The sequence below is a fragment of the Variovorax sp. RO1 genome, assembly GCF_002849325.1.
GTDB lineage: Bacteria > Pseudomonadota > Gammaproteobacteria > Burkholderiales > Burkholderiaceae_C > Variovorax.
Map to the genome: position 1 here is coordinate 38858 of NZ_PKMT01000005.1, position 16480 is coordinate 55337.

Annotated in this window: 15 protein-coding genes; 5 read left to right on the forward strand and 10 right to left on the reverse strand. The window is 64.8% G+C overall.

Annotation, left to right across the window (positions count from 1 at the left end):
- Window positions 1-195 precede the first annotated feature (195 nt).
- Window positions 196-1290 (reverse strand): helix-turn-helix domain-containing protein, encoded by a 1095-nt coding sequence (locus tag CY658_RS23250; RefSeq protein WP_257884973.1) that lies wholly within the window; start codon window positions 1288-1290, stop codon window positions 196-198.
- Between CY658_RS23250 and CY658_RS23255 the strand changes: the two genes are divergently transcribed.
- From CY658_RS23255 to CY658_RS23265, 3 genes are all read left to right on the forward strand, one after another.
- Complete coding sequence (locus tag CY658_RS23255; RefSeq protein ID WP_101492452.1) at window positions 1258-2127, forward strand: fumarylacetoacetate hydrolase family protein; 870 nt, start codon at window positions 1258-1260, stop codon at window positions 2125-2127. The two genes, CY658_RS23250 and CY658_RS23255, sit on opposite strands and share 33 nt — an antisense overlap.
- A gap of 10 nt (window positions 2128-2137) precedes the next feature.
- The gene (locus tag CY658_RS23260; RefSeq protein WP_101492453.1) at window positions 2138-2926 is read left to right on the forward strand and encodes an alpha/beta fold hydrolase; all 789 of its coding nucleotides are present in this window, start codon (window positions 2138-2140) and stop codon (window positions 2924-2926) included.
- Between the two features lie 75 nt (window positions 2927-3001).
- Window positions 3002-4342: a metal-dependent hydrolase family protein gene (locus CY658_RS23265; protein ID WP_101492454.1), complete on the forward strand. Its 1341-nt coding sequence runs from the start codon at window positions 3002-3004 to the stop codon at window positions 4340-4342.
- An 87-nt stretch (window positions 4343-4429) separates the two neighbouring features.
- On the opposite strand, the gene CY658_RS23270 is transcribed toward CY658_RS23265, so the two are convergent.
- The 9 genes from CY658_RS23270 to CY658_RS23310 form a co-directional block, all read right to left on the reverse strand.
- Window positions 4430-4660 (reverse strand): hypothetical protein, encoded by a 231-nt coding sequence (locus CY658_RS23270; protein ID WP_101492455.1) that lies wholly within the window; start codon window positions 4658-4660, stop codon window positions 4430-4432.
- 105 nt (window positions 4661-4765) lie between these two features.
- Window positions 4766-6394 carry a tannase/feruloyl esterase family alpha/beta hydrolase gene (locus tag CY658_RS23275; RefSeq protein WP_101492456.1) on the reverse strand — a complete coding sequence of 543 codons (1629 nt, stop codon included), beginning with the start codon at window positions 6392-6394 and terminating at the stop codon, window positions 4766-4768.
- Between the two features lie 132 nt (window positions 6395-6526).
- A complete protein-coding gene (locus CY658_RS23280) occupies window positions 6527-8023 on the reverse strand; it encodes a M81 family metallopeptidase (RefSeq protein ID WP_101492457.1) in 1497 nt (498 codons plus the stop codon).
- A 66-nt stretch (window positions 8024-8089) separates the two neighbouring features.
- Window positions 8090-9079: a P1 family peptidase gene (locus CY658_RS23285; protein WP_101492458.1), complete on the reverse strand. Its 990-nt coding sequence runs from the start codon at window positions 9077-9079 to the stop codon at window positions 8090-8092.
- Window positions 9080-9098: 19 nt separating this feature from the next.
- Window positions 9099-9872: an ATP-binding cassette domain-containing protein gene (locus tag CY658_RS23290; protein ID WP_101492459.1), complete on the reverse strand. Its 774-nt coding sequence runs from the start codon at window positions 9870-9872 to the stop codon at window positions 9099-9101.
- Window positions 9869-10846: an ABC transporter ATP-binding protein gene (locus tag CY658_RS23295; RefSeq protein WP_101492460.1), complete on the reverse strand. Its 978-nt coding sequence runs from the start codon at window positions 10844-10846 to the stop codon at window positions 9869-9871. Before CY658_RS23295 ends, CY658_RS23290 begins: the two co-directional genes overlap by 4 nt.
- A complete protein-coding gene (locus tag CY658_RS23300; RefSeq protein ID WP_225616980.1) occupies window positions 10846-11682 on the reverse strand; it encodes an ABC transporter permease in 837 nt (278 codons plus the stop codon). Before CY658_RS23300 ends, CY658_RS23295 begins: the two co-directional genes overlap by 1 nt.
- A 20-nt stretch (window positions 11683-11702) precedes the next feature.
- Window positions 11703-12659 carry an ABC transporter permease gene (locus CY658_RS23305; RefSeq protein ID WP_101492461.1) on the reverse strand — a complete coding sequence of 319 codons (957 nt, stop codon included), beginning with the start codon at window positions 12657-12659 and terminating at the stop codon, window positions 11703-11705.
- A 16-nt stretch (window positions 12660-12675) separates the two neighbouring features.
- Window positions 12676-14121, reverse strand: a complete 1446-nt coding sequence (locus CY658_RS23310; RefSeq protein ID WP_257884974.1) for an ABC transporter substrate-binding protein — start codon at window positions 14119-14121, stop codon at window positions 12676-12678.
- A gap of 279 nt (window positions 14122-14400) precedes the next feature.
- On the opposite strand from CY658_RS23310, the gene CY658_RS23315 reads away from it, so the two are divergent.
- Together CY658_RS23315 and CY658_RS23320 are read left to right on the forward strand one after the other, a co-directional pair.
- Window positions 14401-15480, forward strand: a complete 1080-nt coding sequence (locus CY658_RS23315; protein WP_257884975.1) for a DmpA family aminopeptidase — start codon at window positions 14401-14403, stop codon at window positions 15478-15480.
- On the forward strand, window positions 15477-16343 hold the full coding sequence (locus CY658_RS23320) for a MurR/RpiR family transcriptional regulator (RefSeq protein ID WP_101492463.1): 867 nt from the start codon (window positions 15477-15479) through the stop codon (window positions 16341-16343). Before CY658_RS23315 ends, CY658_RS23320 begins: the two co-directional genes overlap by 4 nt.
- The last annotated feature ends 137 nt before the right edge of the window (window positions 16344-16480 follow it).

Genomic DNA, 16480 nt, shown 5'->3' on the forward strand with positions numbered 1-16480 from the left:
GAGGGGCGCCAGCCAAGTGCAGAATGCGGCCACAAGCTGTCGTTCTCCGTGCCGCGGGTAATGTCCGGTTCAGACGCGAAAGCAGCCACCTGAACGCAGACTCGATGTCGATGCTGCTCAGTTTTCGGCGATGCGCTGCCGTGGGCGGGCTTGGGTTTATCACGTTCCAAACAATTCCACTGCTCTTTTGAGTGCCTAAGACGACTGACCTTCCCGCGGTATTCCCGTGACAGTGACGGGCGAAGGTGAACGTGTGGCCCGTTTGAAGATCGACGGCGAAATTCCGGTGTGCTCCTTGAAGAAGCGCGAGAAATTCCCCGGGGCCGAGAACCCGAGGTCGAGCGCAACGTCGGTGAGCTTGCCGCCATCGCTCACCCTGCGCATCGCCTCCTCGACGCGCACGCCGCTCCAGAACACCTGGGGCGTCGTGTGCAACTGGTCGCGGAACAGCGCGAAGAAATGCGCGCGCGAGAGGCCGACCTTGGCCGCGATTTCGTCGATCGTCGTCTTCTCGGAAACATGCGCCCGCATGTGCGCGATGGCGGCACGCAATCGGTGATCGAGCGTGACGCCAATGCCGCCGGCGACCGGCGCCGCATCGCCGCCCGTGGCAGAGGCGGCGATGGCCGCTTCGAGCAGCCGCTCGACCTCCTTGTCGATGTGCTCGCGTGCCGCGCCGGTGGAGATCATCAAATCCAGCACCCGCCAACACGAACGCCGCAGCGCATCGCCGATGGGCACGCGCGGTGATGGAAATCTAAAGCTCCGGTCCTTCGCCAGGCCGAGTTCGTCGAGCCAATCCTTCTTGATCATGAAGACGATGAACAGGCTCGATCCGTTGTCCTCCAGGCGAACCATGTCGTGCGCCTCGAAGGCGTTCACGCCGAGCGCCACGCTTTCGCTGTAGCCGACGACTTCGGTGCCGACATGCGCGCAGGCCCGCGCGCCGCCCAGCCAGAGGGCGAGCTGTGTTTCGGAGTGCGCGTGCGCCACCAGGTTGGCGCTCGCCTCCAGGACGATCGCGGTGCCGAACGCGCCTTCGTGGAGTGCATAGGCTTCCTGCATCTGTGCGCGCTTCATCGGGTTGGTTTCGGGTCGGCCGATTGTTCTCCCGCGCAGCGCCGGCTCGGGCAGCGCATCGGGTAAGTCCTTAGAAGCACACCAGACGATTCGATACGCCGCCGGACCAGCCGATAAGCGCCGCCGGCCCGTGATTTCTAAAGTTGGCGCATCGCTAAAACACAGGAGCAAACCTTCATGCGAATCGCCACTTTCACGAGCGAGGGCCACCGCAAGGTCGGCCTCGTTTCCGCCGACGGCAAGACCGTCACGCCACTGCAGCTCACGCCGAAGCAGGCAGACAGCGGCGTGCTAACGCTGATCGAAATTCTCGCCAGGGGTGGATCGCTTCCCGAGGCATCGAGCCCCGCAGTCGACTTGCGCGACGTGGTGCTCGATGCACCGCTGCCCAAGCCGCGGCGCAACCTCTGGTGCGTCGGCCGCAACTACCACGCGCACGCCAAGGAGCTGTCGACCTCGGTGTTCAAGGACAACGCCTCCAAGACGGACGAATGGCCGATCGTCTTCACCAAGGTGCCCGAGTGCGTCGTGGGCCCGCACGACGAGGTGCTGGTTCCATCGGAGGTGTCGGCGCAGATCGATTACGAGGCCGAGCTGGCCGTGGTCATCGGCAAGGGCGGCAAGAACATCGCGCGCGACGCGGCGATGTCGCATGTGTTCGGCTACACGGTCGTCAACGACGTGACGGCGCGCGACGTGCAGATGCGCCATGGGCAGTGGGACCTGGGCAAGTCGTTCGACACCTTCTGCCCGATGGGCCCGTGGATCGTGACGGCCGACGAGTTCGACGGCAGCAAGACGCGCGTGCGTTGCTGGGTCAACGGTGAACTGCGCCAGGACGGGCCGACCGAGAACATGATCTTCGACATTCCCACGCTCATTGAGACGATCTCGCGCGGCATCACGCTCTACCCGGGCGATGTCATCGCGACCGGCACGCCCGCCGGCGTGGGCATGGGCATGAACCCGCCGCGCTACCTGCGTGCCGGCGACGTGGTGCGTGTCGAGATCGAGCGGCTCGGCGCCATCGAGAACAAGTTCGTTTGAGGGGCCGCACATGACGACTCAAGTATGGAACGGGCTCGCCGTCGAGATCGATGGGGAAGGCGAGGCGCTGCTGTGCATCCACGGGCTGGGCGGATCGTCGAACAACTGGACGCCCGTGTTGCCGGCGCTCGGCGGTTTTCGGCGCATCAGGCCCGACCTGCCGGGCAGCGCGAGGTCGCCGCTGCCGGCCGATGGCAAGGGCTTGTCGATCGACGGCTACGTCGATGCGATGCTGCGGCTGCTCTCGGCGCTCGACATCGCATCGGTGCATGTGATGGCGCATTCGCTCGGAACCATCGTCGCGCAGCACCTCGCGGTGCGCAGCCCCGGCGCCGTGAAATCGCTGGCGCTGTTCGGCCCGCTGGCGGCGCCACCGGATGCGGCGCGCCCAAACATCGCGGCGCGTGCCAACGCAGCGCGCGGCGGCACGGCTGCCATGCAGGAGATCGCCGATGCGATCGTGAAGGGCGCGACGAGCACGCAGACGAAGGAACAGCAGCCGGTGGTGCTCGCCCTGGTGCGCGAGAGCGTGATGCGCCAGCCGGCCGAGGGCTATGCGCAAAGTTGCGCGGCGCTGGCCGAAGCGCAATCGGCCGCGCTCGAACGCCTCGATGCGCCGACGCTCCTGGTCACCGGGGACCAGGACGGCGTGGCCCCGGTGGCCAACGTCCAGGCGATGCAGGCACGCATCGCCGGCAGCCGGCTCGTCGTGCTCGAGGGATGCGGCCACTGGACCACCTTCGAACAACCGCAGCGCTGCATGCAGGCGCTCGAAGCCTTCTACGCGGCGCCTCGTTGAGACACAACCCGTTCGATTGAACCGCCCGATTTCGATAACCCATTTCCGGCACACCACGCGCTGGAGGAGACAACGATGACCCGTATTGCATTCACCAACGTCCGCATCTTCGACGGCTCGGGCGAGGAGCCCTACGCCGGTGACCTTCTGGTCGAGGGAAAACGCATCGTCGAGGTGGCGCGCTTTCCACGCCGCGTGAGCACCGATGACGCGCGCGTGATCGATGGCAAGGGCCGCTTTCTCATGCCCGGCATGACCGAGGCCCACACGCATTTCTCGTGGAACGACCAGCCCTCGCTCGCGGCCATCCAGTTCATGCCGCCTGAGGAGCACATGCTCTGGTGCGTGCGCGTGGCCAAGCGCTACCTCGACATGGGATGGACATCGGCCATTGGCGCGGCCGCGGCCAAGCCGCGGCTGGACGTGGTGCTGCGCAATGCCATCGACGCGGGCGAGTTCCCGGGCCCGCGCTACCTTGCCGGCAGCCAGGAGATCACCACCATCGGCGCGCTGGGCGACAACACGCTGCCGCACATGAAGTTTGAGGAGCTGAGCTTTGGCAGCGTGTGCAGCGGGCCCGAAGAAATCCGCAGGTCGGCGCGCACCTTCATCAAGTACGGCGTTGACCATCTGAAGATCAACCTGTCGGGCGAGTACATCGCGGGCTTGCCGGCCGAGATGTCGCCCTTTGCCGAAGACGAAGTCGCGATGCTCGCGCAGGAGGCCAAGCGCTACGGCAAGCGCATGGCGGCCCACGCGCGGTCGAGCGAATCGGTCAAGCAATGCGTGCGCCACGGCATCGAGATGGTTTACCACGCGAGCTTTGCAGACGCGGAGGCGCTCGACATGCTGGAGGCCGCGAAAGACAAGCACTTCGTCGCGCCCGGCATCGGCTGGCTGATTCGCACGACCTACAACGCGGCCGAGTACGGCATCACCGAGGCCGTGGCGACGCAGATGGGCTACAAGCGCGAGCTGGAGATCGCCTCGGCCTCGCTGCGCGAGATGCACAAGCGCGGCATTCGCATCCTGCCGGGCGGCGACTACGGCTTCGCATGGATGCCGCACGGCACCAATGCCAACGACCTTCAGTACTTCGTCGACTACATCGGCATGACGCCCAAGGAGGCGCTGATGGCGGCAACGCGCCTGGGCGGCGAGATCATGTTGCGGCCCGACGAACTGGGGCAATTGAAGGCGGGCTTTCTTGCCGACATCGTCCTCATCGACGGCGATCCGCTGCAAGACCTGTCGTTGCTGACGGACCCGGCAAAGGTGCAACTGGTCATGAAGGATGGCGTGATCCACAAGGACTGCGCGACGCCCGTGCCATCGCATGCCGCGCTGCATCTGGAGGGCGGTGACACGCCGCTGCAGGAACAAGGCGTCAAGGAAGCCTTGGCAGAGATGCACTGACTTCGACTGGCCCGGCTGCTCGTTCATGGTTGCGGCGGGCGGCCGCTTTCACAGCGTAAGCGGTCGATCGCTGGCTCTCTTTGTAATTCAGCACTGGGCCATAGCCGTCCGACGCTCTTCCCAAAACCGGTCCTTCAACTTGCGCATGTTGAACGGCTGCTCGTCGAGGACCTGAACGACGCAACGGGCCCTCTTCCGACTTTCACTGGCGCCCTGGCGGATGTCCGTTTTGCAGCGTATTTCCGACTTTGAGATCGAAACCTTCGATGCCGCGATGAGGCTGATGCTCGACACCCGGAAAGGTACTTTCAGCTTCATGCCCCACGGTGCAACGCGGCCGCTCGAAGGCTCGTGTTCTCGCGATAAACCAGCGCAGCTGGGCTCGCCGGGAAATTTAGTGTGCTGTTCAAATCTGCGGGTTGCCTAGGAGGTGCAGATGTAGCTAGCGGCCGACTTTGGCCCTGCTGCATCGTTGATGAGCCCCGTGTATCGCGGATATTTCGGGTACTGGCATAGAGGCCGAACAAAGACAACCGTTCCTTCTGTGTCGCGTTTCTCAGCAAGCAATGTCGAAGGTGCTGCGCTTCGTGTCACCCATTGGTCGAGGGCTGCCAGCAGGTCCGACGAGTCTGCCCCCGGGCCACCGCTGCAGTGGTTCACTCCTGGCGCGACATAGAAGCGCGTGGATGCTTCGGTGGCTGCGGCGCCTACCGAGGCCCGCAAGGTTGCGTAGTACTCGACGGTCGATTTCACGCTGAGGGCGGAATCACTTCCGCCGTGCCACAGGATCAGCTTGCCGCCGCTGTTGAGAAACGGACGTATGTCAGCGTTGGTCGCGTCATTGAGCGCTGCCATGGCATAGAGCGCATTCTGGTTCTGATCCCAAGGCGCGTAGGTCAGTGAATTGGTGGATCTATCGCGGGCAAGATAGTTCTTGACCGTCGTATCCTGAAAAAGAAACTGCTGCGCGCCGGCGAGATTGCCGTCGCCCGTGACCCACGCGCGCCATGCACCGGGGTTGTCCTCGTTCCCTGTCAGGTTCCAGCCCGCGTTACGGAAGGTGGCACTGCCCGTGAATGTCGCTTCGGTGGTCCACGACGTCACCACGTCAAGCTGTGCGTCCGACAGGCAGCTGTCCCCGGAGTCGGTGCCGCCAGCGCAGCGCAATGCGGCCACGTTGATGAGCGCCGGCGTGCATGCGGCCTGGTTCGACACGACCCCGTCGACGATCCCATCGAGTCCATCGCAGGCGTCTCGCACATGTTTGCTCAGCAGCGCAGTCTTCGCGGCGGTGAATGTGCCTCCAGGTGCCGCCAGTGCCCTGGCATTCCGATTGAACGCGCCCATGAACCCGACCCAGTTGTAGGCGGGGGCGCGCGCGATGACGCCATCGAAAAGGTTCGGTGATCGTTGCACCGCCATCAATGCTTCTCGTCCGCCGTTCGAGCAACCTTCGAAGTACGACTTCGTCGGTTGCGCTCCATAGGCCAGTGTTAGCGCTTCGGTGGTCGTCGACATCACAGTGGGCACGGAGAGGCTGCCGAACAACTGGGCGGCAAAGGTGTCGGTCAAGGCGAAGTCGGCGCTCAATGCATTGGCTTGATGTCCCGAATCACTCGCGACCATGGCGTAGCCCTGGCTCAGGACCTGGGGCTGCAACGGCAAGATGGTGCCGTTGTAGCCGCCTCCGCCTTGGTAGTAAAGCTTGCCGTTCCACACCTCCGGCAGCGCGATCTGAATGTTCAGGGCAGGAGGGATCGTCCCGCTGACCCTGCAATGCATCGCCATGGTTTTTGTCGCGGGGATCATGACGGCGGTGAGCGACGCGCCTGCAACGGTTTGGCCGTTCAGATTTCCGCACGATTTCTGAACCGTTACGACCGGCGTGGGGGGAGGACTGTCCGGCTGTGCAGCCGGAGCGCCGGGAAACAGCACGGGCAAAACACCATGGTTGTCGGAGCCGCCGCCGCAAGCAGCCAGCATTGCCACGCTGGCCGCTGCAACCTGGAGCCTTGCGCGCGCTGACGAATGTTTCGAGAAGAGGACGTGCATGTTTGATTCCTTGATCGGTTTTCGAGCCCGCGCCGCGACGAGATCGAGCGATGCGCATCGGGATGACGGAGGCCGTTTCAGCTTGCGGGTGCGGCCGACCCATCGGGCTGCCAGGAGTGCGCCGATGGGCTCTTAGAGTTCGTCGAGCGGATAGATCGGACGCCGCACGCGTTCGAAGCGCAGCTTCGAATAGTCCGACGTCGTCACGCCGATGCTGTCGCATTCGATGACGTCTTGTGCCAGGCTGCCGAAGCCGGCCCGCCAATGCACCCGGCTCTTCAAGATCAGGTATCTGACGCGATCAAGGTCGATGCCGAGCGACATCAAGTACGCGAGATCGTGTGGCTCAGTCGCCAGGGAAGTCACAACGACTCGAACGCCTCCGACTTGAAGCACGACGGTCTTTCCCGCAATGACAGCCACACCAGCCATCATGGGACCTCGCAGCCGGAACGCGCCATCGCTGATGGTGCGCACGCGCGCTGAAACAGTGATCGGCGCATTGACGTCGCCGGTGGCCTTCAGCTCGCTCAGGCCGCCGAGAGAAAGCGTGAGTTCGTTTCCGACGCCGGCGGCGATCGCCCGCTCCACCGCCTGCGGATCGCGGATGGCATAGAACACCGCGTCCTGAAGGTCCTGGCGCAGTACCTCGGCAAGCACACCCGCGGTGTCCATGGTGCCCCCCGATGCGCTGTTGTCGCAGTGATCGAGAAGGACGACTGGTCGCCCCGTCGAAGACTTCGCTCGCGCCACCGACTCCGCCAGCGGCTGCCCCTCGTACAGGAAGGCCGAACGGTTTTCCCATGCCTGGTCCAGCAGCGCATCGCGCATTTGCCTGGCCTGTTCTGCGTTCGCATCCGTGCACACCACGGCCGAGAGGCCGGCGTTGCGGATGTCTGCATGGGGGAACCCGGTAAACACGGAGGCGGCGAGCACGGTCCCGGACTGCTCGAGTTCGATGCAACGCGCTTGCAGCGACCGATTGGGCTCCGCATGCGTGCCCTGGCGCATGACGTGCGGCAGCATCGGCCGGTTGTCCCATGCGAGGACGGGATGGATTTCTCCACGGATTGTGCGCACCAGCAGTTCTGCGGCCCGTTGACCTGCGGCAGCCATGTCGATGTGCGGATAGGTGTGATACCCGCTGAGAACAGTCAGGCGTGCGACCATCTCGGGATAGAGATTGGCGTGCATATCGAATGCCGCACCGATCGGAACTGTCGGCTGCAGTTCGCGCAGCCGGCGCAAGAGCTCCCCTTCGCCGTCTTCATGTTCGTCCGTGACCATCGCCCCATGCAGATCGAGCAATATCCCGTCGAAGACCTTGCCGCGGGCAGCGTCAAGGATCAGCCCCACGATCCGCTCGTAAGCCTCGGTTTCGACCAACCCACTCGGGCTCGCCTCGGCGACCACGGCGATGGTGATCTCGCAGCCCTCGCGGTCGGTGACTTCAAGGAAGCCGCCCATTCCTGTCCCCGTACCTCGTCGCGCTGTCGCTGCGGCGTCGCCAACGAGCGGCGTGTCGCTGTCGCGGAAGAATCGCCGCAGCGGCGTTGGCGCGGGAGAGAAGGTGTTCGTTTCGTGCTTGAAGCAAGCCAGAAGCAAGCGGAGGGGAGCTTCACGATTCATGGTGTCCTCGGAGTCGGTTGCGCAATGGGGTTCGGAGAGGTCGAAGTCGGGTGAGATTCGCAGCGATCACAAGTCCACCGCTTGAAGGACCGCATCCCACGCCAAGTCCGACGCCGCTTCGGCCAGCACGAAAGGATCGACCGACGCAGTGCCTGTTCCCGTGGAGAGCGCGAAGAGGATGTCGCCGTCGTGCGGTGTGTGAAACGGCTGGATGGCGCGGGCCATCGACGAATGCACTTGCCTGCCAAGTTGCCGCAGGAACAGCGGCGGCATGGGCTGGTCGGTCACGAGGACAGTGAGCGTGGTGTTCTCCGTCGTGGCGACGGTGTTCCCCGGTGTGACGGGCGCTTCGGCTGTGGCCGAGGCGGTGGGCACCAGCACCTCGCGCGGGTGATGACGCACGCCCGTACGCCGGTGACGCAGGCCGCGCACCACCCGGCCTTGACGGTCGACGATCACGCCCAACGCGTTGACTACGGTGGCCACGAACACGCGCGTTCCGCCGACCATCGCGAACGCGGCGCCCTGGCCGCCGGCTTCTCGCTCGTAGTCCGGATAGGCTGCGAACTTGCCCACCGCAGCCGAGCGTCCCGCGCCACGCGCGCCCAGCGGAAATGTTCCTGCCTGCGCCGACCTGTAGGCGGCTGCGCCGAGCGCCTTGTCCGGATAAATCGAATTGGTGCGTCCGCCGAAGTCGTAGATGATGGCGCCGGACACCAGCGCGATCTTTCCCCACCCCACGGCGCCATCGCGCTCGGCCAACATGTGCGATGCCACCCCCGTGGCCGCTTCCAGCCCGTACAGGGAACCGCCCGCAAGGCTGATCGCATCCACGCGCGGATAGCCGCCAAGAAGGCCCGGTGCGCCACCGCGCACATCGACCTCGCAGTCGGCACCGCCTTCGACATGAAGGACCGTGCAACCGGTCGGCCCCTCTTCGTACTCCGCAATGCCGATCTTCAGCTGAGGAAAGTCGAAGGACAGCGCCCGGCCGTCCGACGGCCCCTGCCACAGCCGCGGAACCAGGTCTTGCGCGGCGTTCACATCGTTTTTCATTTGTTTGACTCTTTCGTATTTACGCTGCAGCCTGCCAAAGGGCCTGGCTGTACTCGTGGTGCGGTTTCTCGTAGAAACGCGCGGCGTCGCCGATCTCGACCACTTCGCCCGCGCGCATCACCGCGATCCGGCTGCATACGTAGCGCGTGGCGGCCAGATCGTGGGAGATGAAGAGGGCCGCAAAGCCGTGACGCTGCTGCAGGTCGCGGATCAGATTGAGGATCTGCACCTGCACGGAAACGTCGAGCGCACTGACCGCTTCATCGAACACCAGAAACCGGGGCTGCGTGATCAGCGCCCGGGCGATCGCCACCCGTTGACGCTGCCCGCCAGAGAGCTCATGCGGGAACCGTTCGGCAAACCCCGGGTTGAGGCCCACCAGCGCGAGCGTTTGCGCGACGCGCTCGCGGCGCTCCTGCGGCGTTCCCGCACCGGTGACCGCAAGCGGCTCTGCCACCGACACTCCGAGACGAAGCCGCGGGTTGAGGGCCCACTCCGGCTGCTGCAACACCACCGACATGCGTCCCGCAAGCAGAAGTTGCCGGGCTCGACGCGAGGCGGGAACGACATCGCCAAGGAAGCGCACCGCCCCTTGCGTGGGCGCCTGCAAGCCCAGCAGTAGCCGGCCCATTGTTGTTTTCCCGGAGCCGCTTTCTCCGACGACCCCGAGCGTTTCACCGGCGCGGATGCTCAAACTCACGTCGCGCACCGCGTCGACGCGGCGCCGGTTCCAGACCGGCCCGGTCGCGAACGTCACGCCCACGCGCTCCAGCGACACCACAGGCTCCGTCATGCGGCCTCCTTGAATTGAACCAACTCGCCGGCGCGATGACATGCGACCGAGCGCCCCTCGACCTCGCGCAGCTCGGGGCGCAGTGCGCGACAGTCAGCGCCGGCATGCCCGCACCGATCGGCAAAGGCGCAGTGTTCGCTGCGACCGCTGAGCGCCGGCGGCGCGCCGGGAATCGAAGCCAGAACCTCGCCCAGTTTTTCCCTTCCAGGCGCCACGGCAAGCAGCGCCTGCGTGTAGGGATGCGCAGGCCGCGCGAAGACCACGGACGCCGGTCCGTACTCGACCACACGGCCGGCATACATCACCGCGACCGTGTCGCAATGACGGGCCACGGCGCGCAGTTCATGGCTCAGCAGCACAACGCCTGTTTCCATTGAGTCGCGCAACGACACGAGCAACGCAAAGATCTGCTCGCGCAGGGTTGCGTCCAGGGAGGCCGTTGGCTCGTCGGCCACCAGCAACATCGGCCCGCGCGCAATGGCCATTGCGATCACGACGCGCTGCGCCATGCCGCCCGACAGCTGGTGCGGGAAGCTGCGCTCGACGCGCTCGATGTCGCGCAGCCCGACACGTGCCAGCAGATCGCGCACCGGCGCCTTGCTGCCGGCCGCCAGCGCGACTTGCTTGCCGACGCGCATGGTCGGGTCCAGCGCGACCATGGGGTTCTGAAAAACGAAGCCGAGCGTGCGACGTCGCAGTTCGCGCATGGCAGCATCGTCCAGCTCGAAGACCGACCGGCCATTCACTTTCAGATCGCCGCCGGGTCGACCGGCGTTGTCCGCCAGCAGCCGCCCCACCGCCAGGCCCAGCGTGCTTTTTCCTGAGCCGCTTTCCCCGACCAGCCCCAGTACTTCGCCGGCACGCACCGACAGCGTCGCGCCGTCCAGCGCGCGATGTGCGGCCCCCGATGCGTCGCCGAACTCGATGACAAGGTCCGTGACTTCCAGCAACGGCGGTGTTGTCGTTCTGTTCATCAAAGTCGCCTCCCACGCAGAGGTTCAAGAGCGTCACGCAGCCCGTCGCCCAGAAGATTCACGGCCACGATCGACAGTGCCAGCACCACACCTGCCGACAGTGCGAGCCAGGGCGCGATCGTCAGATACACCGAGCCCAGACGCAGCAAAGCGCCGAGCGAAGACTCCGGCGGCTGGGAGCCGAGCCCCAGAAAACTCAACCCGCTTTCGATCAGGATGCCGATCGACACTGCGTAGGTGAACTGCACCAGCACCGCGCCCAGCACATTGGGCAGCAGGTGCACCAGCATCACGCGCAGGCGCGAGGCCCCCGCCACCTCGGCGGCCGTCACGAAGCCGCGCCCCACCATGCTGAGCGTGACCGAGCGCACCACCCGCACGAACAGAGGCAGCGTGGCGAACAGGATCACCGCGAGTGCAGAAATGCTTCCCGGACCGATCACGGCTGCGACCAGGAGGCCGAGCATCAGCGCCGGAAACGCGAACATGATGTCCATGACCCGCGCAATCACGGTGTCGACCCAGCGCCCCACATAGGCGGCGTACAGCCCGATGAGTGTTCCGAGAATGGCGGTCCCGCAGACCGATGCCAGCGCCAGAACGAAGGTCGCACGGATTCCACGCACGATGCGTGGCAGCAGGTCGCGGCCCAGCTCATCGGTCCCGAAAGGCATCGCCCATGACGGCGCAGCGAAGCGCGGACCGGCGCCGATCTGATCCGGGTCGCCCAACGGCAGCCAGGGACCGAGGGCGCCCAGCAACAGCAGCGTGAGAAGGACCAGTCCGCCGACAGCGGCCAGATGGTCGCGGCGTGCGAAGCGCACGGCGGTTTGCATGACTTGCATCATTCGCCCTTTCACCCGTGGCGCCTGGCATCGATGCGCGGATCGAGCACGGCATAGCCCAGGTCGGCCAGGGTGTTCACGGCGATGAATACAGCAGCCGCCAGCAACACGCCAGCCTGCACGACCGCGTAGTCCCGGTTGCCCAGCGCGCTGTAAACGTACAGGCCGATCCCGGGCACGGAGAAGAGGATCTCGGCGATCAGTGCGCCACCGAGCAGGTAGCCGATGTAGGTGGCCGTCACGGTCAGCACCGGAATCGACGCATTGCGCAGAACGTGGTGGCGCACGATCTGCCAACGGCTTCGCCCTTGCGAGATCGCAGTGAGCACATGGCCATCGGTCAGCACGCGCTGAACCGAATCGCGCGTCGTGCGAACCAGCAGCGCGATGCCGAAGATGCCCAGGCTCATGCCCGGCAAGAGCGTGGCGCGCACGCTGACACCCGGGTCTTCGGTGAACGGCACATAGCCACCCACTGTCGCACCCAGGCTCCACCTGGAAAACACGTACACCAGCACGCTGCCCAGGACGACCTCGGGCACGCTGGCCCCCAGGGCGCCCACCATGCGGCCGACGGAGCGCCATCTGCCAATGCCCAGGCCAGCCAGCAAGCCCAGCGGCAACCCGACCGCCAGGGCCGTGGCCGTCGCGATCAAGGCGACCTGGATCGTCGCAGGCGCGCGGCGCACCATTTCGTCGGCCACCGGTTTGCTGGTCGCCATCGAAACCCCGAAATCGCCGGTCGCTGCGGTGCCCAGCCATTTCACGTACTGCGCCGGCCCCGACCGATCGAGCCCGAACTTCGCGACCAGTTCGGCGCGCGCTTCCACGGAGGCATCCGGACCCAGCACCATCTGCTCGAAGCCCCCGGGCAGCAAACGCAAGCCGGCGAAAACGAGGATCGACACGCCCACAAGGGTCAACGTGGCAATCCCCAGGCGCAGGGCGAGGTAGTAGACGATTCGCATCTTTCGGCCCTGTGACTCAACGGCGCTTGAAATCTGCGACGTACTTGAAGACGTCGAAGTTGCCTTCGAGCGTGCCGAAGCGCGCGTCGAGCTGGTCGCGTCGGAAGCCGATGTAGTCCGGCTTGCCGACCAACGGGATCATGTTGGCCGAGCTCTCGATCAACCCGCATGCGCGCGTCATCAGCTTGTCGCGCTCGGGCCCATTGGGCGTCTGCCGGATCTGCGCCATCAGTTCGCCGTACTCGGGCACGGGCTCCAGGAATGTGGTGAAGACCGGCGAAAAGCCGGAGGTCCACCAGTTCAGGACGATGCCGGGATCGGAGAAGCCCGCAAACCAGGTCAGCGACGCATCGAAGTTCGAGTCCTTCGGGTTCGTCGTCAGAACGCGCTTGTACCAATCGGCCACGGGCACTTGCTGCACCTGAACGCTGAACCCAGCTTCCTGCAGTTGGGGCTGCAGCACCTGGGCGATCAGCGGATAAGTCACCAGCACCGACGAGGCGATGAGATTGATGCGCGGATTGGGGTTGCCCGCCTCCTTCAGCAAAGCCTTGGCCTTGGCCACCCGCTCCTTGCGTGGCAGTGTGTAGCTCGGCAGTCCTTCGCAAAGCTTCTTCCCGAAGGCACTGGGAACGGCGTACTCCACGGCCGACTCGCCGCCGAAAACCGCGTTGACGATCGCAGGTCGATCGACGACCAACGCCGCCGCCTGGCGCACACGACGGTCCTTGAAGACCGAGTTGCCGCTCAGACCACTCAGGTCCAAGTGGAAGTAGTTGGGCGTTTTCTGAACCACCGGCTGCACGCTCGGGATGGCGGCCAGCAGGCGCGGCGTGTCCGGGTTCTCGAATGTCGCCACGTCGATGCTGCCGTCACGCAAGCCGGCCAGGCGCGCCGCGTCATCGGGCATGACGCGGATCGTCATCTTGTCCATGAGCGGCTTGCCGCTTTGCCAATAGTGCGGATTTCGCTCGAGCAACCAAGCCTCGTCCTGGCGGTGTTGCGCGACCTTGTAGGGACCTGAGCCGAGCATGCCCTTGGCAGGATCGAAGTTGCCAGCCTCGATTTCCTTCATCGGCAGGATCGAGGTGGTCGCCACGGAAAGTATGGACAGCAGCGAGGTGTTCGGCTTGGCCAGATCGATGCGCACGGTATGGGCGTCGATCGCGACCACATCGTTCACACCACCGATCTGCTTGCCCCAGCCGCGCGCCTTTTGCGGATCTGTCAGCCGCTTCAGGCTGCCCACCACATCGGCCGAGGTCAGCGGCCGGCCGTTGGAGAACGCTGCGTTCTTGCGCAGCTTGAAGACATAGGACGTGGGCGAGACCTGCTCCCACGATTCAGCCAGCTTGGGCGTGATGTTGAGCTTGTCATCCGTGCTCAGCAGCTGGTCGTAGATCAGATAGAAGACCGTCCACGACGAGCCATCGCCCGACGAATGCGGGTCGGTGGAAAGCACCTCCGACGGCTTGCCCCAGATGAGGGACTTTTGGCCCTGCGCGAAGGCAAGGCCTGGCAGGACCAGGAGAGACGCCGCCGCTACCACTGCAGGCAGCCAGGCCCGGCCACGTCCGAACGCACACGAGATTCCAGTCATTTGAACTATCCGTCCTTCCGATTGATGACACACAAATGTTATTTGACTAACATTACACAGGTCAATGCAATATTGATACCAACACATAGGAGTAATCCCTTGCCCCACCCCACTACACAGACAAGAGCGAGAGATCTCGGATTGCGCTTTTCCGGAAAGACAGGCCCTGCCAACGCGATCACCGACGTGCCCGGCGTCGAAATCGGGCAGACGACGCTCATTCATGGGGACGGCTCGCCACATGTTGGTGCGCCTGCCGTGCGCACCGGGGTGACGATCGTTCTGCCGCGAGGCAGATCGGGCGTGCTGCAGCCGGTCAAGGCCGGCGTGCACGCACTCAACGGCAATGGCGAGATGACCGGCACGCATTGGATCGAAGAGGCCGGGATCTTTCGCGGCCCGATCGGCGTGACGAACACGCACAGCGTCGGCGTGGTCCATCACGCGCTGGTGCGGTGGCTCTCCCGCGTCGACGGTGATCGCGGTGCCTATCCATGGCTGATGCCGGTGGTCGCGGAAACCTGCGATGCCGTGCTCAACGACATGGACGGGCTGCACGTCGAGGAGTCTCATGTTTTCGAAGCCATCGCCGCAGCCGCGCCCGGCGCCGTCGCGGAAGGCAACGTCGGCGGAGGCACCGGCATGGTCTGCTACGGCTTCAAGGGCGGAACCGGCACGGCGTCGCGCGTCGTGAACGTCGCGGGCCAGGACTACCGCGTCGGCGTGCTGGTCCAGGCGAACATGGGCATCCGCCCCTGGTTGAACGTGCTGGGCGTGCCCGTCGGTGAACTCATGCCCAGTTCAAGCAGCCGCCAAGGCGAGCCGGCTGCGCGCGAGCAAGGCTCGATCATCGTGATCGTGGGAACAGATGCCCCGCTTCTGTCCAGTCAGCTCAAGCGGCTTGCAAGGCGCGCCGCACTTGGCGTGGGCAGAACCGGCACGCCGGGAGGAGACGGCTCCGGCGACATCATGCTGGCATTCACCACCCACGCCGACCAGGCGCCCGGGGCGCTGGGCGTCTGCCGGACCGAGTATCTGGCTCAGCACACCCTCGACCCGCTCTTCCTCGGCGTGGTGCAAGCCGTGGAGGAAAGCATCCTGAACGCGCTGATTGCCGCCCAGACCATGGTGGGCCGGAACAACACGCGCGTGGAGGCGCTGGATCACAGTATGCTGATCGACCTGATGCGCCGCCATGGCCGCATCGCCGACACCCGATGAAATCTTCCCTGTCCCTTTTTGAACGCATCGAAGCGGCATCCTCCGAGATGACGCGCTCGGAGCGGCTTCTGGCGGCCTACCTGACCGCCAACGCGCGCGAGCTGACGCTGGAGAACGCGGCGTCCGTGGCGCGAAAATCCGGCGTGAGCCCGATGACCGTCGGACGCTTTCTGCGCACGCTCGGTTATGACAGCTTCGACGAGGTTCGCCGCGAAGCCAGTCGCTTGAGCGCACCTGCGGAGCTTCGCATCGCCGGCCGCTTCGAGCAATTCAGTCGCAGCCAAGGACCCGTGTCCGACGTGCGCAGTGCGCAACTCACGCAGCAGATCGACGCGTTGGTGGCCGCGCACGACCTGGCGACCGGAGAGCACTGGAACGCCATGGTGCGGCAGGTTGCGACATCTCAACGTGTTTTCGTCGCGGGCTACCAAACCGTACGCGGTGTTGCCTCCGACTTTGCGGCGCGCCTCGAATATGTGCGCGAGGGCGTGAAGTTTCTCGATGGTGCAGACGGCACCTACGCCGAACTTCTAGGCGCCCTGAAGAGCCAGACACGCTGCCTTGTTCTTGTCGACATCCGTCGCTATGCGAAGCAAGCCGAAGCGTTGGCTTCGGCGGCCACGGAAGCCGGCATTCCGGTCTTTGTCATCACCGATGCCTACTGCCACTGGGCTCGAACCTACACCCCGCATGTTTTTCATGTGCAGACGGATGTCGGATTTTTCTGGGACTCCACCGTTGCGATCGTGAGCTTCATCAACCTCCTGATGAACGGCGTGATCGAGCAACTCGGGAAGAAGGTGGGTGAACGTGTCAGCCGTCTCGAGAAGCTGCAAGACCGTTTCGGCGCATTCCTCGATTGACATTCGTCATCGGGCACCGCCCCGGCCTGCCTGGCAGCACGTGCGGGTGCGTGCCCTCGGTTCTTCGCCGCGACCAATAAATTCGCAAGGGACAGTCACTTTCGGTAGTGTGAGCGTCGATTGAAAGACCCGACGAA